Here is a 22,079-nt window from a genome sequence, read left to right as displayed (position 1 = left end):
CTTACGAGCGTCAGTTGTAGATGCGCTGCATGGCGCCCGCCGCGACGAGCCCGTTGGCCCACAGCGAGTTCACCCGCGAGACCTCCTGGGCGTTCGGCTTCGCGTTGGTGCAGGACGGGCCGGGGCCGCCGCCGGACATCAGCTCGGAGCACGGACCCTGGTAGTTGTCCGGCAGGCCGAGCGCGTGGCCGGTCTCGTGCGCGGCGATCCGCGTCTGGTCGTACTCCCGCGCCTGCGTGTAGTCGATGAAGATCGTGCCGCGGCCGTGGCCGTCGGTCTCGGCGTACGAACCCGAGGGGTCGTTGCCTTCGGTGTAGCGCAGGGTGGCGCCCGACGAGCTCTCCTGCAGCTTCACGTTCGACACCGAGTTGTTCCAGTTCGCCACGCCCGCCTGGATGGCGGCGCGGAAGCTGGGCGCTCCCGAGGCGTCGTAGTAGACCGTGGTCGCCGCCGCGGTCTGCTGAGCAGGCTGAACCGCCGCCGTGGCCTGACCGGCGGTGACCGGGACGGCCAGCAGCGCCAAGCTCACCGACGCGGAGACGAAGAACTTCCTTGCCATGGACCCACTCCTTGTGAGGACAACGGAATGGTTCGTGAATTTAGGAGTCCCGACCGAGGCTTGGCACCAACTTTCGTCGCTTCTACCAGCTGGTGATTTACCAACACCTTCGCTCTATTGACATGCACGTGTTCGCATACGACTATGTTCGGTCACCCTCGTTCAGGGCCGCAGCACGAGCTTGCCCGAAGTCGCTCGCGCTTCGAGGTTCGCGAGCGCGTGCTCGATCAGGACGCCGAGATGCAGTCCGATCCACGTGGATCTGATGCCGGAAGTTCAAGTCCCGGTTCGTGATCGCGACCTCGCCCCCGGCGACACCGTAGACCACGACGCGTCCGGTGACCCGCTTGGCGGCGGCGAGACCGGCGGCGAACGTGGTCCCGCCGACCGATTCGAGCACGAGATCCACCTCCCCCGTCTCCTCGCCGTAACCGACCACGCGGTCGGCGCCCAGCGCCCGGACCGAGTCGTGCTTGTCCGGCGACGCGGCACCGATGACGGTCGCCCCGTAATGCTTGGCCAGCCGGACCGCGGCCTGACCGACCCCGCCTGCCGCCGCGTCCACCCGCACGGTCTCACCGGCGGCCAGCCTGCCCAGCGGCTTGAGCGCGGCGAGCGCCGTGACCCAGTTCAGGATCAGCCCGATCGCCTGGTCGTCCGACCAGCCTTCGCGTACCGGGACCGCGCCGGCCGCGGACATGACCATGTACTCGGCGAAGGCCCCGACACCGGTCCCGACGACGTGGTCGCCGATGACAGGCGCGGTCACCCCCTCCCCCGCGGCGGTGACCTTCAGCAGGATCTCGCCGGAACGGGTGCGTCGGTGATCAAGTGAAGGTCTTCGGGACCGTTCGAGGAGCTCTGTCGCAGCGCGCGCATCGAAGTCATGTCCGCACGCTAAATCCCTCACATTTGCGTGAGGGTCAAGTCGCGGAGGTACGCGTCGAGGGCGTCGCGATTGCTGGTCATGAGCGCGATCCGGCGATCGAGCACTTCCCACTGCCGCGCGACCTCGCCGATCATGTACTCGCACGGCTCCTTCGGCCGGACTTCCCCTCGTCCGTCGAGGTACGGGAGGACTTCGCGGATCTGCAGGACCGCCTCGACCGAGCCTTCGCAGAAGTCGCGGTAGCCGTTGCCTTCCCGCCTGGGCTGATCAAGCCCTCTTCCTCGTAATAGCGCAGCGCCCGGACGCTGACCCCGGTCTTCCGCGCGAGTTCGCCGATCTTCACGATGCCCAAGGCAGCCCGCGAGTCGACGTATAGGACGTTATACGGTTTTCGGTTTGTACCAGACCTCGGGGCGGCCGACCTGGCCGTAGCGGGGCTCACGCTGGGCGAGGCCGTTGTCGGCGAGGTATTCGAGGTAACGGCGTGCGGTGACGCGGGAGGCGCCGATCGCGGTCGCGGCCGCTCCGGCGGAGAGGCCGTCCGCGGCCGAGGCGAGGACTTCGGTGATCGCCTCCAGGGTCTGCGCGCTCATCCCCTTCGGCAGGACTTGCCGCTCGGTGGTGCGCAGGGTGCCGAGCGCGCGGTCGATCTCGGCCTGCCCGGTCACCTCACCCGATGCGCCGTGGAACTCGGCGTAGCGCTCGAGTTTCTCCCGCAGCGAGGCGAAAGTGAACGGTTTCAGCAGGTACTGCACCACGCCGACCGACACGGCGGCCTTCACCAGCGCCAGATCCCGCGCCGAGGTCACCGCGATGACGTCGATCGGGAGCCCGGCCGCGCGCAGCGACCGGCAGACGGCGAGACCGTGCGTGTCCGGGAGATAGAAGTCCAGCAGCACCAGATCGACCGGTTCGCGTTCGCAGAACCGCAGGGCGTCTCCGCCGGAGTGGACGACGCCGGACACGGTGAAGCCGGGCATCCGCTCGACGTACACGCGGTGCGCGTCGGCGGCCACCGGTTCGTCCTCGACGACCAGCACCTTGATCATCGTGTCGGCTCCTTCGGCGGCAAACACACGGTGAACACCGCGCCCTCGTCGCGGCCGACGTCGATCGTCCCACTGTGCCGTCGCACCGCCTGACCCACCAGTGCCAGTCCGAGCCCGTGGCCGTCCTCCGGTTTGGTGGACCAGCCGCGCCGGAAGACGTCCTCGACGTCTTCCACGCCGGGGCCGGTGTCGGCGACCCGCAGCAGCAGCCCCTCGGCGTCGGACCGCACGGTGACCTCGACGCCGGGCCGCCCGCCTTCGCCGGCGTTCCCCGCCGCCGCGTCGATGCCGTTGTCGATCAGGTTGCCGAGGATGGTCACCAGATCCCGCGGCGGGACGCCGGTGTCCGCGTCCTCCATGACGGTGTCGGGCGTGATCGTGAACTCGACGCCGCGCTCGCTCGCCTCCGCCGCCTTGCCGAGCAGCAGCGCCGCGAGCACCGGTTCGGCGACCGCGCCGACCACGCGGTCGGTGAGTTCCTGCGCCAGCGCGAGTTCTTCGGTCGCGAACTCGACGGCCTGTTCGGGGCGGCCGATCTCGACCAGCGAAACGACGGTGTGGAGCCGGTTCGCCGCCTCGTGCGCCTGCGACCGCAGCGCCTCGGCCAGGCCGCGCACGGTGGTCAGTTCCCCGGTCAGCGCCTGGAGTTCCGTGTGGTCGCGCAGGATCACCACGGTGCCCATCGCCTTACCGCGCGAGCGCACCGGCGACGTGCTGACGACGAGCACCCTGGCCTCGGTGAGATGGAGCTCGTCGGTGCGCTCCTCCCCCGAGGTGAACGCTTCGACGAGATCTTCGGGAATATCCAATGAGGACAGTTCGCGGCCCACCGGATCGTCGGTGACACCCAGCAGCGCGCGGGCTCCGTCGTTGCACAGCACCACCCGCCCGTCACCGCCGACGAGCAGCAGCCCCTCGCGCACGGAATGCAGGACGGCTTCGTGGTACTCGAACAGGTTGCTCAGTTCCTCGGGCGCGATCCCCCTGGTCTGCCGCCGGAGCCGGGCGCTGACCAGGTAGCTGCCGATCCCGCCGACCACCAGTACCGCCACCGCGACCCCGATCAGCGGCCACAGGCGTTCCCGCAGTTCGGCGTCGATCGCTTCGACGGTGATGCCGACCGACACCAGCGCGACGACCTGTCCGGCGGCACCGTGCACCGGCACCACGACGCGTTCGGACGGCCCGAGCGAGCCGGCGTAGGTCTCGAGCACCCGGCCGCCGCGTTGCGCCTCGCCGATGTTGCCGATGAACGGCTGCCCGATCAGGTCCGGATTCGGATGCGTGTAGCGGATCCCGTTCTTGTCCATGATGGTCACGAAATCCACCTGCGTGTCCGCTCGGACACTCTGCGCGAACGGCTGCAACGTCGCGGTGGGCTCCGATGTGGACAGTGCGGCCAGCACGCCCGGCGCGTCCGCCAACGACTCGGCGACCGCGGTCACCTTGTCCCGCGCCCGGTCTTCGGTGGCCCGCACCGAATCGAGATAGGCGAAGGCCACCCCCGCCGCGACGAGCACGAAGAGCACGACGAGCTGCAGAATCAGCAGCTGGCGGGCGAGGCTGCCGCGCCTGGTCCGGATCCGCGTCGTCGAGGGCACCCGCTCATACCAGCACACCGCTCCCGGGGCCGCTCAGCGCGCCCGGCCGGAATTCCCCGGAAACCGCTCGCGCGAACTCAATGAACACAACCGTGACCCAGCTCACCTGGCCGGGTGATAGTGACCGGCAATCCCACGGAGACCCCCTGAGCTGGAGGCAAAGGTGCCTACAACGCCGGAAGCGGCGCCACGACGTCGCGACAAGATGCATTACCTGTACCTGGCCGTGATCGCGGCGGTGGTCCTCGGCGTCATCGTCGGGTTCGCCGCGCCGGGTCTGGCCAAGGAACTCAAACCGCTCGGCACGGGCTTCGTCAACCTGATCAAGATGATGATCTCCCCCATCATCTTCTGCACCATCGTGCTCGGCATCGGATCGGTGGCGAAGGCCGCGAAGGTCGGCAAGGTCGGGCTGCTGTCGCTCGGCTACTTCCTGATGATGTCGACGTTCGCGCTCGCGATCGGCCTCGTCGTCGGCAACCTCCTGCACCCGGGTGAGGGCCTGCACCTCGACCCCGCCGCCGCGGCGAAGGCGCACAAACAGGCCGAGGGCGGCGAAGGCACCGTCGACTTCCTGATGGGCATCATCCCCACCAGCTTCGGTTCCGCCTTCACCGAAGGCCAGGTGCTGCAGACGCTGCTGGTCGCGCTGCTCGCCGGGTTCGCCGTCCAGAAGCTGGGCACCAAGGGCGAACCGATCCGCCGCGGTATCGAGCACATCCAGCGGCTGGTGTTCCGGATCCTCGCGATGATCATGTGGGCGGCCCCGGTGGGCGCGTTCGGCGCGATCGCCGCGGTGGTCGGGGAAACCGGCTGGGGCGCGCTGCGCAGCCTCGCCGTCATCATGATCGGCTTCTACCTGACCTGCCTGGTCTTCGTGTTCGGCGTGCTCGGCTCGGTGCTGTGGCTCGGCGCGCGGATCAACATCTTCACCCTGCTGCGCTATCTCGGCCGCGAGTTCCTGCTGATCCTGTCGACCTCGTCGTCCGAATCGGCCCTGCCTCGCCTGATCGCGAAGATGGAGCACCTCGGGGTCAGCAAGCCGGTCGTCGGCATCACCGTGCCCACCGGGTACTCGTTCAACCTCGACGGCACGGCCATCTACCTGACCATGGCGACGCTGTTCATCGCCAGCGCGCAGGACCAGCCGCTGGGCGTCGGCGAACAGATCTCGTTGCTGCTGTTCATGATCATCGCGTCGAAGGGCGCGGCGGGCGTGAGCGGCGCCGGGATCGCCACCCTCGCCGGCGGACTCCAGTCGCACCGGCCGGAACTGGTCGACGGCGTCGGATTCATCCTCGGCATCGACCGGTTCATGTCCGAGGCCCGCGCGCTGACCAACTTCGCGGGCAACGCCGTCGCGACTGTCCTGGTCGGCACGTGGACCAAGGAATTCGACCGCGACCAGGCCAACCGGGTCTTCAGCGGCCAGGCCCCGTTCGACGAAGCCACCCTGATCGACGATCACGCCTCGGATCCCCACGAGGACAGTGACGGAGACAGGGAGAAGGCCGTGGCACGCGTTTAGCGCACGGCAAGAACCGAAACCGCGGTGCGAGGGTCCCCCGTCCTCGCACCGCGGTTCTTCGTTTCTGGGAAACTCACCGGTATGCCGGACGCCATCGACCGTTACGTGGTCTCGCGGTACTCCAAGCTGCTGCACGGCAACTTCGCCGGGATGATGAGCGACCCCGAACGCGAGGTTTTCCTGCGCGACCTGGTCGAGGACGCGCGGAGCATCACCGACGACGAACTCGGCGACCTGCTCGCGGCCGACTGGAGGCCGCGGATCACGGCGGCCTGGCTGATCGGCGTCGCCCGCCGCACCGCCTGGCGCGGGCGTATCCGGGAGCTGCTGCTGGAGAGCGGACTGGTCTTCGCCGGGCAGGGCTACTGTTTCGCGCTCGCCCGGTTCGGCACGATCGCCGACGCCGAGATCCTCGTGTCCTATCTGGACCATTACCTCGCGCGGCCGGATCTGCGCTACGACCAGGAGTGGGCGCTCGCGGCCCTGCACCACATCGACGCCGACCTCACGACCGCGTACACGTCACGCTATCTGCGGCCGGGCGGGCTCTGGGAAAGCTGGTCCGTGAAGAACAGCACGGACCTGCCGTTCCAGAGGATGTACTTCGACCTGTTGTGCTCGCACGTCCAGCGCGCTGTGCACGCGGCAGGCGTCAGGCGCTGACCTTCTCGTCGTAGACCACGCGGGACTCGGCGATCGAGTCGCGGTGGCGCTCGGCCCAGCTCAGCAAGCCGCTCAGCGACGCATAGAGTTCTTTCGCCATCGGCGTGGCCTCGTACTCCACCTTCGGCGGCACCGTGGGGTACACGGTGCGCACGAGCAGGCCGTCGCGTTCGAGGTTCCGCAACGTCAGCGTGAGCATCCGCCTGCTGATCCCCTCCACCGATCGCTCGAGTTCGGTGAACCGCACCGGACCCCGCGTGGCCTCCAGCAGGATGCCGATCGCCCACTTGCCGCTGATCCGGTTGATCACCTCGAGCACGGTGCACACCTCGAGTTTTTCCGGATCGACGACCGTGGCCTGCGCGGTCACATCGGTGTTCCCCTGGGACATGAAAGTGCCTCCTTCCGGCGAGGAACAGAGTCACACAAGATGGTCGCTGTTACAAGTGATGCACCAAAGCATCACCTGGGGAACTCTTCCGAATGGGATTCTTCATGCCACAGCGCGCTCTCGCCCTCGCCGTCCTTTGCGCCGTCTCGCTGATGGTCGTCCTCGACGGCTCGATCGTCGCCGTCGCGCTGCCCGCGATCCAGAACGACCTCGGCTTCACGCCGTCCACCCTCGCCTGGGTGGTCAACGCCTATCTGATCGCGTTCGCCGGGCTGCTCCTGTTGTCCGGCAGACTGGGCGACCTGATCGGCCGGAAACGGGTCTTCCTCGCCGGGCTCGGCCTGTTCACGCTCGCCTCCCTGCTGTGCGGAATCGCGCAGGACCAGGCGCAGCTCATCGTGTTCCGTTTTCTGCAGGGCGCGGGCGGCGCGCTGGCGTCGGCCGTCGTGCTCGGCATGATCACCACGCTCTACCCGGAACCGCGGGCACGGGCGAAGGCCATCGGCGTCTACAGCTTCACCCAGGCCGCCGGATCGTCGATCGGGCTCATCGCGGGCGGAACGCTCACCCAGCTGCTCGACTGGCATTGGACGTTCTTCGTCAACCTGCCGATCGGCGCGATCGCGATCGCGCTGGCCGTCCGGCTGCTCGCCGACGACACGGGCCCCGGGCTGCGCGGCGGCACCGACGTCACCGGCGCTGGACTGGTCACCAGCGGGCTGATGCTCCTGGTCTACACGATCGTCAAGGCCGAGGAGTACACCTGGGCCGACGCCCGCACGCTCGGGTTGCTCGCGGTGTCGCTGCTGCTTCTCGCCGGATTCGTGCTCCGGCAAGCGAAGGCCCGTCAACCGCTGCTGCCGCTGCGGATCTTCCGCCTCCGCGCGGTGTCCGGGGCGAACACGGTGATGGTGCTGATGGTCGCCGGGCTGTTCGGCTTCCAGTTCATCACCGCGCTCTACCTGCAGCGCGTACTCCGGCTCGACGCGCTGAGCACCGGGTTCGCCTTCCTGCCCGCCCCGCTCTCGATCGCGGTGATGTCCCTGGTCTTCGCCGAGCGGCTGAACCACCGCTTCGGGGCACGAACGGTACTCGTCACCGGGCTTTCCCTGGTCACGCTGGCGCTCGGTTTCCTCGCCACCGTCGAGGCGGACGGCGACTACGCGACGGACGTCCTGCCCGCGCTCGTCCTGATGGGCATCGGGTTCGGCGCGGCGATGCCGGCGCTGATGGGACAGGCGATGTCCGGCGTCGCCCCCGCAGACACCGGGGTCGCTTCAGGGCTGATCAACACCACGCAGCAGATCGGCGCGGCCATCGGGACCGCCGTGCTCGCGACCGCTGCCGCGTCCCGCACCGGCTCGCTCCTGGCCGGGGGCACCGCGATTCCCGAGGCGCTCACCAGTGGCTACCGGACGGCGTACGCGTTGAGCGCCGGACTGCTCGCTCTCGCCGTCTTCTCCGCGATGGTGTTCCTTCGCACCCGGAAAGTTCAGGAAGCAATCGTCGCGTAGGCCCACTCGGAGACCTCGCCGCCGAGGCGTACCTCGGCGGCGCCTCCGGGTTTCCAGACCCCGCTGCCACCGAACGCGGCCATCCCGCCGGTCTTGCCGGAAAACTGGGAGAGCACGACCCACATCCCATACCCGGCCGCGACGCCGACCTGGTCGAGCAGCCGCTGTTCCTGGCCCTCACTGAAGAGCGCGCTGAGGACGTAGACCTCGGCGCCCGCCTCGGCAAGCTCCCGCGCATGGTCCGGGTTCGCCGCGTCGAGGCAGATCGCGAGGCCGAGACGCCTGCCACCGACCTCGATGATCACCTGCCGCGCGCCTGGTTCGAACAGTTCTTCCTCGCTGCCGTGCAGGGTGCGTTTCGCATAGGTGGCAACGGTTTCCCCGGCCGGGCCGAGGACGAGCGAACCGATGAACCGCCGTCCGTCCTCCACGAGCGGAAGGCCGATGACGGCATGGACACCACTGGCCCGGCACGCCTCCCGGAGCGGTTCGAGGCGGGGATCGTCCGAGGACAGCCAGAGTCCCGGATCGGCGGCGAGCGCCTCGAACTCCAAGCCGGTCAAGGAAAGTTCGGGGAAGACGCAGAGATCGGCGTCCGCGATCCGGAGAAGTCTCGCGTGTTCGGCGATGTTCGCGGAAAGATCCGCGGGGACGGTGTACGGCTGCACGGTGGCGACACGCATGGCGGGAGCCTAACCCGCGGCCGCTCCCAGATATCCCCGTAATCCGTTTTGCCCCCGCCGCATCATGAGCGCGTGGTTGATCCGGAACACCGGCCGCGCGATCCGATCGAGCTTGCGCAGCAACGGCTTCCGCGCCTCGACCTCCTGCGTGATCTCCAGTCTGGTGCCGCTGCCCACCGCCATCAGCGCGCCGGCCAGCATCCCTTCGAGATCGCCGCTGAGCAGGACCCGCACCCGGCCCTCGCGCTCGTCCTGCCGGTCCCGGCGCATCCGGACGGTCAGCGCGTACGGCAGCCTGGACCGGCAGACGAGTTCGGCGGTGTCCTCGTCGACCTGGCTGACCGACCGGACATCGCGCCACCACAGCGGATACGCGGCCAGGTCGACGACGGCGTCGAAAACCGTCTTGGGCGAGGCAGGGAGCACCCACGTGTCGCGGAAGCGGTACCAACCGCCTCCGCGACCCGCGAGCGAATCGGTCATACCCGCGCCGACACCAGGTTCCGGCCGTCCGTGGTCACGACGTCGACCGAGGCCACGTCGCCAGGGGCGACCAACGCGGAACCGTCGACACCGGTGCCCTCGCGCTGCCCTTTCTCCGAAACGAGCCAGCTGCCGGCGTTGACCCGTTCTCCGCTCTTGGTCACCACGACGAGCGCGCACTTCTCGCCTTCGCGGACGCCGGTGGCCTTGGCATGCAGCCGCACCCAGCCCGCGGCCGGAACCACCCGCACCGCCAGCTGCACGCCCGTGTCCCGGTCGGTCGCCGCGAGATCGCGGGTGCCGGGCACCGGGGCGGTCGCCGTCGGCACCGGCAGAGCCACCGTCGACGGTTCGGGCGACGTCTGCCGTCCGACCAGCACGCCCGCGCCGAGCGCCACCACGACCAGCACGGCCGCACCGGCCACGGCGAGGAGCCGCCGCGGCCTGCGTTCCTGGGTGCTTTCTTCTTCGCGAACCTGACGCAGCGTGCGCTGCAGCAGCAGATCTCCCCCGTCGGGAGGTCCTTCGAGGAACGCCTCCGGCGGCACCTCGTCGAGGTGATACCGCAGTTCCGACAGCTCGCGCACCTCACGACGGCACGTGGGGCAGTTCGCCAGATGCGTCTCGAACGTCGCCGCTTCCGCCGGGGTGAGCCCGCCGAGGACGTAGGCGGCGAGCTGGCCCTGGTCGTGTCCGACCGCGCTCATCGCGCCACCTCCTTCCCGGGTCCCGCCATCACGGCTCTGAGCGCCCGTAACGCGTAATAAGATCTCGACTTAACGGTACCCGGGGCCACGCCCAGGGATCTCGCCGCTTCGGCCACCGTCCGGCCCCGGTAGTAGATCTCCACCAGTACCTCACGATGTTCCGCGGAAAGGCCGTCCATCGCCCCGAGCACGGCCATGGAGTCCACGACGCTCTGCGCGTGATCCCGCTCCACCGCCGGGGTGGGCACGCCTTCCTCCGGCTCCGCCACTTCCGGTGGCCGCGCCGCCCTGGCCCGCGCGCGGTCGGTGATGATGTTGCGGGCCACCGTGAGCAGCCAGCCCCGCACCGATCCCTTCGCGTCGTTCTCCAGGTCTTCGGCGTGCTTCCAGGCCCGGACCAGGGTCTCCTGCACGACGTCCTCCGCGGCCGCGCGGTCCCCGGTCAGCCTCGTCGCGTACGCCAGCAGGCTTCGCCCGTGTTCGGCGTACAAGTGCCGGACCAAGTCCTCGCCTTTGGCCTTCATGGGCCGCCGGCCTCCGATCGCCACTCGCGTCCTCCCGACGGTCTTCTGGGTCGGCGAGGACAGTACTGCAACCCGCAGGGCCAGAGTGGATCGTTCGGCGCGCGCCGCGATCGAACTGTGCATCGGCACCGGCCTCTCCTCGGTTCTCCATGGCCGCCTCCTCTTGCCTCCCACACGGACGGCACGGGGATGCGGTTCAACCGGGGTCTTGTCGATCATCGGACGCGCTCGTATGCTGACGCCTCCGGATTCCGCCGCCGCCTGATTCCCGGGAGGGTCTGGGCGTGCCCAGGAAACTCGTGGCCGTTCTGCTGCTGGTGTTCGCTTTCGTGTCAGGATGCGGCGAGGAGCCCGGTTTCACCGCGACACTGAGCGATCCGGTGAACGTCGACCTGAGCTGGCCCGACGACGATCCGGCCGCCGCGGGGCGGATCGTCGAGTACACCACCGATCCGCACGGCGAATACACGATCCTGCAGTTCGTGCCGCCGAGGCGGACGTCCTACCGGCATCCGGACCTGATGCCGGAAACGCGGTTCTACTACCGGATCCGGCCGTTCTACGGCGCCGTTTCGGACGCCGTGACGGTTTCCGGCCCCGCGACTCCCGCCGCTTCCGGACCCGTCGTGCCGCTGCGGGCGGGTGATCGATCGGCCGCTCCGGCGTCGTTCCGGGCCGAGCCCGCGCCGGAGGAGATGGTGCGGTTCAGCTGGGCCGATCGCTCCAGCGACGAAGACGGTTTCCTTGTGGAGATCAAGAAACCCGGCGCCGCCGACTTCGTGCCGATCGAGGTCTCCGATCCGGGGACGACGTCGGCCGGGCTCGCCACGATGCCGGGCGAAGAGGGCGCCGCGTACCGGCTGCGCGCCTTCTACTACGGGCCCGCTTCGCCGGTGCTGGACCTCGTGAGTGGTAAGGACGGTTAGAGCCAACGGTGTCTTGCGTACCTACCGGAGGTGACTGCCGGTCGATCGCGGGTCCGTGAAGGCTGGTCCAGGTCCCCTCGTGAGTGTTAAGGACGGTTAGAACCGTCCTTAACACTCACGAGCCCTCACGCAAGAACGGTCTTGAGGAACTGACCGGTGTAGCTCTCCTCGACCGAAGCGACGTGCTCCGGCGTGCCCTCCGCGATCACGGTGCCCCCGCCGGAACCACCCTCGGGACCCATGTCGATGATCCAGTCCGAGGTCTTGATGACGTCGAGGTTGTGCTCGATGACGATCACCGTGTTTCCCTTGTCCACCAGCCCGTTGATCACGCCGATCAGCTTGCTGATGTCCTCGAAGTGCAGACCCGTGGTCGGCTCGTCGAGGATGTAGACCGTCTTGCCGGTGGACCGCTTCTGCAGCTCGCTGGCGAGCTTGACGCGCTGCGCCTCACCGCCCGACAGCGTCGGCGCGGGCTGCCCGAGCCGGACGTAGCCGAGGCCGACGTCGACGAGGGTCGCCAGATGCCGGTGGATCGCCTTGATCGGCTCGAAGAACTCGGCCGCCTCCTCGATCGGCATGTTCAGCACGTCGGAGACGGTCTTTCCCTTGTAGTGCACTTCGAGCGTCTCGCGGTTGTACCGATCGCCCTTGCAGACCTCACACGGGACGTAGACGTCCGGCAGGAAGTTCATCTCGATCTTGATCGTGCCGTCACCGGCGCAGGCCTCGCACCGGCCGCCCTTGACGTTGAACGAGAACCGGCCCTGCTGGTAGCCCCGCACCTTCGCCTCGGTGGTCGCGGCGAACAGCTTGCGCACGTGGTCCCACACGCCGGTGTACGTCGCCGGGTTGGACCGCGGGGTGCGGCCGATCGGCGACTGGTCGACGCGGACCAGCTTGTCCACGTTCGCCAGCCCGTTCACGCGGGTGTGGCGGCCGGGGACCTGGCGGGCACCGTTGAGCTTGTTCGCCAGCACGGTCGCGAGGATGTCGTTGACCAGCGTGGACTTCCCGGAACCCGAGACACCGGTGACCGACACGAGGCAGCCGAGCGGGAACGACACGTCGAGACCGCGCAGGTTGTGCTCGCGCGCGCCGACGACGGTCAGCTGCCGCTTCTTGTCGATCGGGCGCCGGATCGCCGGCACCTCGATCTTGGTGCGGCCCGACAGGTACGCGCCGGTGATCGATTCCTTGTTCCGCAAGATCTTCTTGTACGGTCCACTGTGGACGATGTGGCCACCGTGCTCACCGGCGCCCGGGCCGATGTCGACCACCCAGTCGCTGGAGCGGATGGTGTCCTCGTCGTGCTCGACGACGATCAGCGTGTTGCCGAGGTCCCGCAGGCGGACCAGCGTCTCGATCAGGCGGTGGTTGTCGCGCTGGTGCAGCCCGATCGACGGCTCGTCCAGCACATACAGCACGCCGACCAGACCGGAACCGATCTGCGTGGCGAGCCGGATGCGCTGCGCCTCGCCACCGGACAGGGTCCCGGAAGCGCGGTCGAGCGAGAGATAGTTGAGGCCGACGTCGAGCAGGAAGCGCAGCCGCGCCTGGATCTCCTTGAGCACCGCGCCGGCGATCACCTGCTCGCGCTTGCCGAGCTCCAGTTCGTCGAGGAACTGCGACGCCTCCGCGATCGAGAGGGCGCAGACCTCGGCGATCGACCGGTCACCCTGCGTCTTGTGCTCCAGGGTGACGGCGAGGATCTCCGGCTTGAGCCGCGTGCCCTGACAGGCCGGGCACGGCACCTCGCGCATATAGCCCTCGTACCGCTCGCGCATGTACTCGGACTCCGTCTGCTCCTGACGCCGCTCGAGGAACGGGATGACGCCCTCGAAGCTCGCGTAGTAGGAACGCTGGCGGCCGTAGCGGTTCTTGTAGCGGACGTGGACCTGCTCGTCGACGCCGTGCAGAACGGCCTTCTGCACCTTCGCCGGCAGCTTGCGCCACGGCGTGTCCATCCGGAAGCCGATGGTCTCCGCAAGCGACTCGAGCAAGCGGATGAAGTAGTCCGCGCTCTGGCCGCCCGCCCACGGCGCGATGGCACCCTCGCCGAGGGACATCTCGTCGTCCGGGACCACGAGTTCCGGGTCGACCTCCTTGCGGACGCCGATACCGGTGCAGTCCGGGCAGGCGCCGTAGGGAGCGTTGAAGGAGAACGACCGCGGCTCGAGGTCTTCGATCGCGAGCGGGTGGCCGTTCGGGCAGGCCAGGTTCTCGGAGAAGCCGCGCACGCGATGCGGGTCGTTCTCCGGCAGGTCGACGAACTCGAGCTCGATCAGACCGTCGGCCAGCCGGAGCGCCGTCTCGACGGAGTCGGTGAGCCGCTGCCGCGAGCTGGTCTTCACCGAGAGCCTGTCGATGATGACGGCGATCTGGTGCTTTTCCTGCTTCTTCAGCTTCGGCGGGTCGGTGAGCGGGTGGATCGTCCCGTCGACCACGACCCGTGCGTAGCCCTGCTGCTGCAGGTTCTCGAAGAGGTCGAGGTACTCGCCCTTGCGGCCGCGCACGACCGGCGCGAGCACCTGGAAGCGGGTGCCCTCCTCCATCGCGAGCACCTGGTCGACGATCTGCTGCGGGGTCTGCTTGCTGATCGCCTCGCCGCACTGCGGGCAGTGCGCCTTGCCGGCGCGGGCGTAGAGCAGGCGCAGGTAGTCGTAGACCTCGGTGATGGTGCCGACGGTCGAACGCGGGTTGCGCGAGGTGGACTTCTGGTCGATCGACACCGCGGGCGAAAGGCCCTCGATGAAGTCGACGTCCGGCTTGTCCATCTGGCCGAGGAACTGGCGCGCGTACGCCGACAGCGACTCGACGTAGCGGCGCTGCCCTTCGGCGAAGATGGTGTCGAAGGCGAGGCTCGACTTCCCGGACCCGGACAGACCGGTGAACACGATCAGGCTGTCGCGGGGCAGGTCGAGATCCACACCGCGGAGGTTGTGCTCGCGGGCGCCGCGAACAACGAGGCGATCAGCCACGCCAGGGTCCCTTCAGGTTTCATTCTCAGCTGCGGTCGCCGTCCCGGTCGATAGCTGCACGGGCGGCCGCTTCCATGCTACGAGGCACCACCGACAGAAACCGGTTCCGAGTCTTTGACCTGCGGTTTTCCCAGCTTTTCGCGGCGATCCCGGCGAGCGGTGAGCCACCGGTGGACCGGCCGTTCCACACCGGCGGTGATCGCCCAGCCCCCGAAAACGGCGGCGGCCAGCACGAGGGGGAGCCGCAGCCAGCCGGGGACACCGGCGTTCAGCAGGGCACGGGCCAGGATGTAACCGAGTTCCTGGTGCACCAGATAGAGACCATACGAGATGCCCGCGAGCCAGGTGACAGCCGGGGCGATCCTGGCGAGACCGGGGAACCGCCAGTCCGGTCCGCGCGCGGCCAGGCACACCAGCAGCAGCATGATCGCGAACCCGATGGCCGACGGCCAGCGCTCCGGATCATTCGGCAGGGCCTGGTGGAACGGGAAGACCTGCAGGTCCTGCGCCGCGCAGGCGGCGAGCACGAACAGCGCGAGATGCCAGTGCGCCAGGCTCCGTTTCGCCCACAGCCAGATCGCGATCCCGATGGCGAAGACGTGCACCCGGTGCAGGCCCAGGCCGTAGTAGAAGGTCTCCACGAGCTTCGGCGTGGAAACCGGGTCGAACACGACGAACCGGAGGAACAGGGGAACCAGGATCAGCGCCCAGAGCAACCCCACGGTGAGCCGGTGGGTGCGCCACCGGCGCGGCCACAGAAGAGCGGCGGCGGTGAAGGCGACGAGCTGGACCGGCAGCGTCCAATAGGCGCCGTCGAGATAGTAGAAGAGCTCGTACCGCCAGCCCCATTCCTGGACCATGCCCAGGTTGGCGAGCAGATCGGCGCCGGTGGGGACGTACCAGGGCGACGGATCGGACGGCGGGCCCTGCGGGACGCCGAACAGGAATCCGGACAGACCCGGCGGGAACGGCAAGCCGCTGAACCGGATCGTCGCGTACCGGGCGACGACATAGGTGACGACCACCGCGACCAGGTACGCGGGCACCAGCCGCGCGACCCGGTTCCACAGCCATCGCCCTGGCTTCCCCTTGCGCAGGCTCGCGCACACGAAGAAGGCGGAAATCACCAGGAGGATGGCCGCGCCGAACTGAGCGGTTACCCGAAAGGGGTACCCCACCAGTTCGGGATGCAGAAGCGCCCCCTGATGGGTGACGTGCCCGAGCATGACCGCGAAGACTGCGACAACGCGAAGGACGTCCCAGCTGATCTTGCGCGAGGCGCGTGGCGAGGCGTCGGGCACGAGCGTCCTGTGGTTCGGCTGGCGGGGCGACGCGAGCCTACGTCCTGCACCTGTGCGCCGCCTGTGCGGGTGGAACCGATTGCAGGCGAACGACTACCGTGTGCGGTGTGAACATCGTCGAGACCTACACCGGGCATGTCGACCCCGGCGGCGACGCCGCCCGTCGCACCCTGGACGCGCTCACCATCACCAAGCTGTCGGTCGGCCCGATGGACAACAACGCGTATCTGCTCGTCTGCCGCGCCGAGAACGAAGCGCTGCTGATCGACGCCGCGAACGACCCGGAGCGGATCTCCGACCTCATCGGCCACGGCCCCGACCGCCCCGCGCTGAAGACCGTCGTGACCACCCACCAGCACCAGGACCACTGGCAGGCCCTCGGCGCCGTCGCCGGCGCGAACGGCGCGAACACCGCCGCCCACCCGCTGGACGCCGGACCGCTGCCGATCCCGCCGGACTTCCTCGTCGAACACGGCGACACGATCAAGGTCGGACGGATCACCCTCGACGTGATCCACCTGCGCGGCCACACCCCCGGCTCCATCGCGCTGCTGTACCGCGACCCGAACGGGCACCCGCACCTGTTCACCGGCGACTCGCTGTTCCCCGGCGGTCCTGGGCGGACAACAAGTCCGGAGGAGTTCGCCAGCCTGTTGGACGACCTGGAAGCGCGCATCTTCGGCGAACTGCCGGACGAGACGTGGTTCTATCCGGGACACGGCGACGACTCCACGCTTGGCGAGGAGCGTCCGAAGATCTCGGAGTGGCGCGAACGCGGCTGGTGAGCTGACGACGTTCCCGAACGGGGCCGCCCTACCTAGTAGGCGGCCCCGTTTGCTGTTGGAGCAGCGAAAACGGGGCCTGGACGGACACTGGAGGTCCGCATGGCACCGAATACTGCCAGTCCCGGTGGCGCCGAGGAACGCGTCCCCCACGACTTCACCCATATTCCGCACCAGTCGCTTGGCGCGTTGGTAGAGCGCTGGTCCGCCGCCCGTACGCGGACGTTCATGGCCAAGGACGGCGAAGCCGACCCCAAGGATCTGCTCACCGAACTCGCCTACGGCGCCCGGATCGCACAACAGATCACCACGGGCCGTTGGTGCGTAGTCGCCGAGCTGCTGCGAACAGGCGCGGTCGACTCCTGGGCGCAAGTCGGCACCATGATCGAGGTGACCGAAACCGAGGCTCGGAACGAGTTCCACGGTTGGGTTGCTGGTCAGGTGGCCCTTCGACTTCGGACCGGCACGATCGGTCTCACCGAAGCTGATGCGGCAGAGCTGTTCTCGTTGTCCTCGGCGGTGTCCTGGTGAGCATTGAGGTAATTCACTGGGCGCTCAACACCGCCCCGATTCCCCGCGAGCGCCGCGACGCGTCGAGCCTGGCTGCGGTTCTGGTCGGGTTGGCGAACCACGCCGATCCGGATGGCCGCAACGCGTTCCCCTCGCTGGCGAGGCTGGCGCGGTACACACGGCTATCCGAGCGATCGGTTCGCTACGCCTTGCGAGGGTTGCAAGATCTCGGCCTGATCCGCCCCTCAGACCCGAACATCGTGGCCGCGTACGTGAAGCGTGCAGACCGGCGGCCCAACGGGTACGACCTCGCAATCGATCGTGCCGAAGTGCTTGTGGACAACTCGGTCGACGAGGGGCAGAGTCTGCCGCCCGCTGAGCGGCACGAGGGGCAAACTCGGTCGGCACGAGGGGCAAACAGCGACACAACGGGGGGCAGTGCTTGCCCCCGAACCGTCCTTAACCGTCCTGGGAACCGTCCGGTGCGCGAGCGCGCGCCCGAGACGCGCTCGCCGCTCCTGCCGCCGTGCGGGCAGTGCGACGCCCGGCCAAGTGATCCGGTCTCGGCTCGGGTGGTGTGGCTGGATGCCGATCACGCTCGCTCGGTCCGTTGCCCGCGCTGCCACCCGGCTGCCGATGGCTCGGCGGGAGGTGCCCGATGACGGTGACCAACGGAAACCTGGTGGCCCAAATCCGGCAGGCGCTCGACACGGCGCGCGAGACCGGCCAGCCGTCGCCAGGGCGGCCGACGCTGGTGAAGTTGACAGGGGCGACAGATCACGCGGTCCGCAAGGTGCTGGCGGAGCTGGCGACCGAGAACGCCAACCTCGATAAACCTGGCGGGCAGCCACCGAACGAGGGCGTCGGGTGGCCGGTCTCCGATCCCGGCGCCGCTGCCGACCGGCAAAGCGACTCTGGTCGGTCGCCCATGATCACCAGCCCTGGCGACGGGACAGCGCCAACCGCTGGCCAGCCCGTCAGCGCTGGCGACGACGTGTCGACTCCGGCCGCAGCGGGCGGTCGGCTCGTCGCATGGGCGGGGTTCGTGTTCGGCTCGGTGATGTCGATCGCGGCGAACGTGCTGCACGTCTGGCTGCCCGCTCCGCATGAGCCGCCCGGTTGGGTGCCGGGGATAGCGCCGCAGGTCGGGGCGGCAGTGTGGCCGGTCGGGCTGATGCTGGCAGTGGAGGCGCTGTCCCGTATCCCGTGGCCCAAAGGGGTGCTGTGGGGCCTGGCCCGCTACGGCGGAGCCGGTGCCGTCGCGGTCGGCTCAGCGGTCATCTCCTACGGACACCTGCGAGGCCTGCTGCTGGCCTGGCAGTACGACCCTGTGGCGGCCGCCGTCGGCCCGCTGGTGCTCGACGGCTTGATGGTGGTGTGCGGCTTCGCCCTGCTGGCGATGAGCCGCACCAGCACTGGCGAGAACGACGGTGATCGCCGATGACCGTCGAACAGACAGGAGTCGTGGCGCAGGTCGCTGGCGACGAGGAAACGCCAACGGTCGCCAGCGCTGGTGACGTGGTGAAGGCCGCTCCCCTCCTGGAGGGCGAGTTGCTCACAGATGAGGAGTACCGCCGGGCGCGGTCGCTGACAGCGTTGGCCATGTCGCGGCTACCCGCTCGATGGCACGACCGCAGCCATGTCAGTCAGCTGCGCACGGAACTCGTCCGTCATGTCGTCCTAGCTCCGGCCCGGTATCCAGCCGTAGTAATCCGAGGGGTGCCGATCGCGGTCCGCGCGTGGTGGTCGTGGGTGGCGGTGAAGGACTTCTACGACGCGGCGAAGCAAGCGCAGCAGTTGGCGAACCGGTACGAGGAGATCCACCGCTTCCGGGTGCGACGGCGCTGGTGGACACTCGCCACCACGGCGGGCGGTGGTGGCGGTCTCACGATCGCGAGCTTGGTGGAGGGGCCGGTCGTCTGGTGGATCGCTGGCGCAGTCGTGTCCGCCGGGCTGGCGGTCGCCGGACGTCGCAAGGACAAGTCCGGACGGTCGGCGGTGATCCGGCCGCGCAGCATCGCGTGGGCAATGGACGGCAACAACCTCGTCACCGCCTTCCGCGAGGCCAAGCTCATCGGTAAGGACGAAGGGCTCGCCTTCGTTCAGCTGCCGAAGCGCGACAGCGCCGGCTGGGCCGTCGTCGTGGACCTGCCCGCCAGCCGCAAGGCCAGCACCGCGATCGCGAAGCGCGAAGACCTCGCCTCTGCACTGGCCGTCGACGAAGTCCAGCTCATCGCCGAACGTGTCCGAGGTAAGGGCGGGCACGCAGGTCGGCTCTCGCTGTGGATCGCCGATGACGACCCGTACGCGGCGAAGCCGGTCGACTCTCCCCTGGGCGATGTCGAGAACTGGGACTTCTGGCAGCCCACCCCCTTCGGCACGACCGCCCGCGGGCAGCTCGTGCACCTGCCTCTGGTGTGGACGTCGTTGCTGGTCGGCGCCATCCCGCGAATGGGCAAGACCTACGCGGCCCGGATCCCGGTCACGTCCGCCGCCTTGGACCCGCACGTCCGGCTGATCGTCGCCGACGGCAAAGGAGGCAAGGACTGGAAGGCGTTCGAGCTGGTGGCCCACCGGTTCATTCCCAACGCCCGCGCCGAGTCGATCGTGCGGCTGATCGCCGTGCTCGAAGAGGTCGCGGCCGACGTCGAGAACAGGTTCGGACAGCTCGCCGAGATGGACGACGAACTCTGCCCGGAGTCGAAGGTAACCCCCGAAATCACTCGCAACCCGGTCTACGACATGCCGCTGACGGTGATCGCCGTGGACGAGATCCAGAACTACTTGGAGGACGAAACCCCTCTCGACTCGGACCAGCCCAAGGGCAAGAAGCGCGGTCAGCAGGTCCTGGAGCTGCTGTCCCGCTGCAGGGTTTGTACTGATCCTGGCAACGCAGAAGCCGGACTCGCAGGTCATCCCCGACAAGCTGCGTGGTCAGCTCGGTACCCGCTTCGCGCTCAAGGTCATGACCTACCAGGCCAGCGAGACGATCCTCGGCGCCGGAACGTACAAGGCCGGAATGGACGCCTCCAAGCTGCTCAAGTCCCACCGAGGGGTCGGGCTCCTGCTTGGCGCGGACGGCGAAACCGACCTCGACGCCGGCGAGGCGCTCACCGTGCGAACCCACCTGCTGCACATCAAGGCCATCCGGGCGGCCTGCCATCGTGGCCGTGCGTTGCGCGAGCTGGCCGGGACGTTGACCGGTGACGCGGTCGGCGAGCGGCAGATCCGGGAGCTCCCGGACGAGGTAGCGCAGCGCATCCAGCAGTCTGCGGCCGTCAACGAACCGTCCGTTTCGCCGGAGAACCTGGAGGATCCCGAGCTTCCTGAGGTGCTGAGCCTCCTGGTCTACGCCATCGATGACGCTGAGACCGGTCTGGTGGCGACAGCTGACCTTGCGGCTCGTATCGGCTGGGACGCCAAACCACTCGGCGAAGCACTGCGCAGGCACGGTGTGCCACCACCAACGCCGTCTCGTCAGCGAATCAACGGGTCGCTCCATCCCGTATCGGTCGTCGACTTGAGCACCATTCGCGCTGTGGTCGGCAACACCGCCCGATGAGTGTCGGTTGGGTCCGCACAGCAGTGTGCGGACCCAACAGACCCGTTCGTGCGGACCGGAAACACTGCCTTCGTACGTTCAACCAGGCTCGATAGTCGGTTGTGTCGGTAGAGCCGACCCACCTGCCCGAGCCCAAATGGTCCGCACAGGTCTGCATAGATTCCTTAGACCTGGTCTCAAAACTTAAGGGTGTGTCACTGCGTAACCTGCCGGTCCTAGTCGTCGATCGTGGGCAGTCGTGGCGAAGACGACGCAGCAGCGGCGGGTCGAAGACGAGGGAGATCGATCTCCTGGAGGAGGCTGCAGCCGCGTTGCTGACGGCACCATCGACGGGGATGAACGAGCACTCTCGTCGGGAAGTGATCAGCCATCGGTGGGGCCGCCTCTTCAGAGGCGTTCGATGCGGTCGGCCTGCGGGCCCCGGTCGCTCTGACGCACCGCGTACCGGACCCGGTCACCCTTCTGCAGCGGCTCCGACCCCATGATCACGGACACGTGGGCGAAGAGATCGTCGCCGCCTGCGTCCGGGGTGATGAAGCCGAAGCCGCGGTCGCCGTCGTAGCGCGCGACGACACCCTCGCCGCCTCGTACGGGCACGTCCCGCGCCGCCGGCCCAGCGGCCCCGGCAGGTGCCGACCGCTGCGGCGCCGTCTGCGGCTCGGTGCCCCGGACCAGGTGCACGTCGCGGGCCTGCGGGCCCTTGTCTCCACTAGCCACCTCGTAGGCGACGCGGTCGCCCTCCGCGAGCCACGCCAGCCCCTCGGCCAGGGCCCGGGCGTGAACGAAGACGTCCCCGGCGCCGGAGTCGGGGTTGATGAAGCCGAAGCCCTTGTCCTCGTCGTACCAGGCCACCGTGCCGTCGGCACCGTCCGCGATACCAGCCGCAGCGGGTGAGCCGGCCCCTGCTCCCAGCGGGATCACGTGCCCGGCCTGCGGGCCGCGCTCGCCTTCGACGATCAGGAAGGCCACCCGCTGCCCCTCGGTGACCACGCCGCCGGTCACGATGGCGGAGCTGTGCACGAAGATGTCGGCGCCGCCGCCGTCCGGCGACGCGAAGCCGTACCCCTTGCCCGGCTCGTACCAGTTGACGGTGCCGAGCAGGCCCACGGCGCTGCCGGTGGCCGCATCGGCGGTAACGCGAACACGCAGCGCCTGGGGCCCGCGGTCGTTCTCGCCGACCTCGAACACGACGGCCTGACCCTCGCGGAGCACTTTCGCGCCGCCGTCCCCGACGATCTCGGAGGCGTGCACGAACACGTCCGGCGAGCCGTCCTCGGGCGCGAGGAAGCCGAAACCCCGTTCGGCGTCGAACCAACGAACGGTCCCTTGCGGCATAAAAGACTCCAGGTCGAGAGGGCGGGCACTGGCCCCCAGTCTCTCTGACAGACCTCCGGTCCGTCGGGCCGGGCCCACAGGCGGGCGGTGC

The 22,079-nt window shown here is 68.6% G+C and carries 23 protein-coding genes; 10 read left to right on the top strand and 13 right to left on the bottom strand.

All coding sequences use genetic code 11. The annotated features are described in order from the left end of the window. Positions 1-10: 10 nt before the first annotated feature. The 5 genes from AC069I_RS41975 to AC069I_RS41955 all read right to left on the bottom strand — a co-directional run bounded on the left by AC069I_RS41975 (position 11) and on the right by AC069I_RS41955 (position 4,098). Positions 11-559, bottom strand: a complete 549-nt coding sequence (locus tag AC069I_RS41975; RefSeq protein WP_340688345.1) for a snapalysin family zinc-dependent metalloprotease — start codon at positions 557-559, stop codon at positions 11-13. A gap of 142 nt (positions 560-701) precedes the next feature. Further along, positions 702-1,328, bottom strand: coding sequence for a zinc-binding dehydrogenase (locus tag AC069I_RS41970; RefSeq protein ID WP_478267857.1), 627 nt, complete (start codon positions 1,326-1,328; stop codon positions 702-704). 250 nt (positions 1,329-1,578) lie between these two features. Beyond that, positions 1,579-1,791 carry a MerR family DNA-binding transcriptional regulator gene (locus AC069I_RS41965; protein ID WP_478229369.1) on the bottom strand — a complete coding sequence of 71 codons (213 nt, stop codon included), beginning with the start codon at positions 1,789-1,791 and terminating at the stop codon, positions 1,579-1,581. Positions 1,792-1,828: 37 nt separating this feature from the next. Beyond that, on the bottom strand, positions 1,829-2,497 hold the full coding sequence (locus AC069I_RS41960; protein WP_340688341.1) for a response regulator: 669 nt from the start codon (positions 2,495-2,497) through the stop codon (positions 1,829-1,831). After that, positions 2,494-4,098, bottom strand: a complete 1,605-nt coding sequence (locus AC069I_RS41955; RefSeq protein WP_478267856.1) for an ATP-binding protein — start codon at positions 4,096-4,098, stop codon at positions 2,494-2,496. The genes AC069I_RS41960 and AC069I_RS41955 overlap by 4 nt, the downstream gene beginning before the upstream one ends. A gap of 205 nt (positions 4,099-4,303) precedes the next feature. On the opposite strand from AC069I_RS41955, the gene AC069I_RS41950 reads away from it, so the two are divergent. Together AC069I_RS41950 and AC069I_RS41945 are read left to right on the top strand one after the other, a co-directional pair. Then, complete coding sequence (locus tag AC069I_RS41950) at positions 4,304-5,626, top strand: cation:dicarboxylate symporter family transporter (RefSeq protein ID WP_478229402.1); 1,323 nt, start codon at positions 4,304-4,306, stop codon at positions 5,624-5,626. An 81-nt stretch (positions 5,627-5,707) separates the two neighbouring features. After that, complete coding sequence (locus AC069I_RS41945) at positions 5,708-6,289, top strand: DUF6000 family protein (protein WP_478229367.1); 582 nt, start codon at positions 5,708-5,710, stop codon at positions 6,287-6,289. Here AC069I_RS41945 and AC069I_RS41940 read toward each other — a convergent pair. After that, positions 6,279-6,680 (bottom strand): winged helix-turn-helix transcriptional regulator, encoded by a 402-nt coding sequence (locus AC069I_RS41940; RefSeq protein ID WP_478267855.1) that lies wholly within the window; start codon positions 6,678-6,680, stop codon positions 6,279-6,281. The genes AC069I_RS41945 and AC069I_RS41940 overlap by 11 nt on opposite strands. Positions 6,681-6,784: 104 nt before the next feature. Between AC069I_RS41940 and AC069I_RS41935 the strand changes: the two genes are divergently transcribed. Continuing rightward, the gene (locus tag AC069I_RS41935) at positions 6,785-8,194 is read left to right on the top strand and encodes an MFS transporter (RefSeq protein WP_478229366.1); all 1,410 of its coding nucleotides are present in this window, start codon (positions 6,785-6,787) and stop codon (positions 8,192-8,194) included. Here AC069I_RS41935 and AC069I_RS41930 read toward each other — a convergent pair. Genes AC069I_RS41930 through AC069I_RS41915 form a run of 4 tightly spaced genes read right to left on the bottom strand, consistent with a single transcriptional unit; the run spans position 8,173 to position 10,615 of the window. Beyond that, positions 8,173-8,877: a carbon-nitrogen hydrolase family protein gene (locus tag AC069I_RS41930; RefSeq protein WP_478229365.1), complete on the bottom strand. Its 705-nt coding sequence runs from the start codon at positions 8,875-8,877 to the stop codon at positions 8,173-8,175. The two genes, AC069I_RS41935 and AC069I_RS41930, sit on opposite strands and share 22 nt — an antisense overlap. A 9-nt stretch (positions 8,878-8,886) precedes the next feature. Further along, positions 8,887-9,360 (bottom strand): SRPBCC family protein, encoded by a 474-nt coding sequence (locus AC069I_RS41925; protein WP_478229364.1) that lies wholly within the window; start codon positions 9,358-9,360, stop codon positions 8,887-8,889. Next, positions 9,357-10,067: an anti-sigma factor family protein gene (locus tag AC069I_RS41920; protein ID WP_478229363.1), complete on the bottom strand. Its 711-nt coding sequence runs from the start codon at positions 10,065-10,067 to the stop codon at positions 9,357-9,359. The genes AC069I_RS41925 and AC069I_RS41920 overlap by 4 nt, the downstream gene beginning before the upstream one ends. Next, positions 10,064-10,615: a sigma-70 family RNA polymerase sigma factor gene (locus AC069I_RS41915; protein WP_478229401.1), complete on the bottom strand. Its 552-nt coding sequence runs from the start codon at positions 10,613-10,615 to the stop codon at positions 10,064-10,066. The genes AC069I_RS41920 and AC069I_RS41915 overlap by 4 nt, the downstream gene beginning before the upstream one ends. Before the next feature lie 260 nt (positions 10,616-10,875). Here AC069I_RS41915 and AC069I_RS41910 point away from each other — a divergent pair, with 260 nt between their 5' ends. Beyond that, positions 10,876-11,517 (top strand): fibronectin type III domain-containing protein, encoded by a 642-nt coding sequence (locus AC069I_RS41910; protein ID WP_478229362.1) that lies wholly within the window; start codon positions 10,876-10,878, stop codon positions 11,515-11,517. 125 nt (positions 11,518-11,642) lie between these two features. Here AC069I_RS41910 and uvrA read toward each other — a convergent pair whose 3' ends face one another. Both uvrA and AC069I_RS41900 read right to left on the bottom strand, forming a co-directional pair. Then, positions 11,643-14,498, bottom strand: coding sequence for an excinuclease ABC subunit UvrA (gene uvrA / locus AC069I_RS41905; RefSeq protein WP_478229361.1), 2,856 nt, complete (start codon positions 14,496-14,498; stop codon positions 11,643-11,645). A 77-nt stretch (positions 14,499-14,575) separates the two neighbouring features. Continuing rightward, positions 14,576-15,799, bottom strand: coding sequence for an acyltransferase family protein (locus AC069I_RS41900; RefSeq protein ID WP_478229360.1), 1,224 nt, complete (start codon positions 15,797-15,799; stop codon positions 14,576-14,578). Positions 15,800-15,906: 107 nt separating this feature from the next. On the opposite strand from AC069I_RS41900, the gene AC069I_RS41895 reads away from it, so the two are divergent. The 6 genes from AC069I_RS41895 to AC069I_RS41870 all read left to right on the top strand — a co-directional run bounded on the left by AC069I_RS41895 (position 15,907) and on the right by AC069I_RS41870 (position 20,653). Continuing rightward, the gene (locus tag AC069I_RS41895; protein ID WP_478267854.1) at positions 15,907-16,584 is read left to right on the top strand and encodes an MBL fold metallo-hydrolase; all 678 of its coding nucleotides are present in this window, start codon (positions 15,907-15,909) and stop codon (positions 16,582-16,584) included. Positions 16,585-16,809: 225 nt separating this feature from the next. Next, entirely contained in the window at positions 16,810-17,112 is a 303-nt protein-coding gene (locus tag AC069I_RS41890) for a hypothetical protein (protein WP_478267853.1), read from the top strand. Further along, complete coding sequence (locus AC069I_RS41885) at positions 17,109-17,753, top strand: helix-turn-helix domain-containing protein (protein ID WP_478267852.1); 645 nt, start codon at positions 17,109-17,111, stop codon at positions 17,751-17,753. Before AC069I_RS41890 ends, AC069I_RS41885 begins: the two co-directional genes overlap by 4 nt. Further along, the gene (locus tag AC069I_RS41880) at positions 17,750-18,535 is read left to right on the top strand and encodes a DUF2637 domain-containing protein (protein WP_478267851.1); all 786 of its coding nucleotides are present in this window, start codon (positions 17,750-17,752) and stop codon (positions 18,533-18,535) included. The genes AC069I_RS41885 and AC069I_RS41880 overlap by 4 nt, the downstream gene beginning before the upstream one ends. Further along, positions 18,532-20,298 (top strand): hypothetical protein, encoded by a 1,767-nt coding sequence (locus AC069I_RS41875; RefSeq protein WP_478267850.1) that lies wholly within the window; start codon positions 18,532-18,534, stop codon positions 20,296-20,298. Before AC069I_RS41880 ends, AC069I_RS41875 begins: the two co-directional genes overlap by 4 nt. Next, a complete protein-coding gene (locus tag AC069I_RS41870) occupies positions 20,267-20,653 on the top strand; it encodes a hypothetical protein (protein WP_478267849.1) in 387 nt (128 codons plus the stop codon). The genes AC069I_RS41875 and AC069I_RS41870 overlap by 32 nt, the downstream gene beginning before the upstream one ends. A 387-nt stretch (positions 20,654-21,040) precedes the next feature. On the opposite strand, the gene AC069I_RS41865 is transcribed toward AC069I_RS41870, so the two are convergent. Next, positions 21,041-21,988, bottom strand: a complete 948-nt coding sequence (locus AC069I_RS41865) for a cold-shock protein (RefSeq protein WP_478267848.1) — start codon at positions 21,986-21,988, stop codon at positions 21,041-21,043. Positions 21,989-22,079 lie beyond the last annotated feature (91 nt).

Source organism: Amycolatopsis sp. NPDC043885 (assembly GCF_056435685.1).
This window is presented reverse-complemented; position numbering and strand designations above follow the sequence as displayed.

What these genes read in the sequence shown, in the direction of transcription:
- AC069I_RS41940 (WP_478267855.1), bottom strand. Translation starts at nt 6,680, where the DNA reads ATGTCCCAGGGGAACACCGATGTGACCGCGCAGGCCACGGTCGTCGAT.
- AC069I_RS41935 (WP_478229366.1), top strand. Translation starts at nt 6,785, where the DNA reads ATGCCACAGCGCGCTCTCGCCCTCGCCGTCCTTTGCGCCGTCTCGCTG.
- AC069I_RS41865 (WP_478267848.1), bottom strand. Translation starts at nt 21,988, where the DNA reads ATGCCGCAAGGGACCGTTCGTTGGTTCGACGCCGAACGGGGTTTCGGC.
- AC069I_RS41925 (WP_478229364.1), bottom strand. Translation starts at nt 9,360, where the DNA reads ATGACCGATTCGCTCGCGGGTCGCGGAGGCGGTTGGTACCGCTTCCGC.
- AC069I_RS41920 (WP_478229363.1), bottom strand. Translation starts at nt 10,067, where the DNA reads ATGAGCGCGGTCGGACACGACCAGGGCCAGCTCGCCGCCTACGTCCTC.
- AC069I_RS41950 (WP_478229402.1), top strand. Translation starts at nt 4,304, where the DNA reads ATGCATTACCTGTACCTGGCCGTGATCGCGGCGGTGGTCCTCGGCGTC.
- AC069I_RS41960 (WP_340688341.1), bottom strand. Translation starts at nt 2,497, where the DNA reads ATGATCAAGGTGCTGGTCGTCGAGGACGAACCGGTGGCCGCCGACGCG.
- AC069I_RS41880 (WP_478267851.1), top strand. Translation starts at nt 17,750, where the DNA reads ATGACGGTGACCAACGGAAACCTGGTGGCCCAAATCCGGCAGGCGCTC.
- AC069I_RS41875 (WP_478267850.1), top strand. Translation starts at nt 18,532, where the DNA reads ATGACCGTCGAACAGACAGGAGTCGTGGCGCAGGTCGCTGGCGACGAG.
- AC069I_RS41975 (WP_340688345.1), bottom strand. Translation starts at nt 559, where the DNA reads ATGGCAAGGAAGTTCTTCGTCTCCGCGTCGGTGAGCTTGGCGCTGCTG.
- AC069I_RS41930 (WP_478229365.1), bottom strand. Translation starts at nt 8,877, where the DNA reads ATGCGTGTCGCCACCGTGCAGCCGTACACCGTCCCCGCGGATCTTTCC.
- AC069I_RS41945 (WP_478229367.1), top strand. Translation starts at nt 5,708, where the DNA reads ATGCCGGACGCCATCGACCGTTACGTGGTCTCGCGGTACTCCAAGCTG.
- AC069I_RS41890 (WP_478267853.1), top strand. Translation starts at nt 16,810, where the DNA reads ATGGCCAAGGACGGCGAAGCCGACCCCAAGGATCTGCTCACCGAACTC.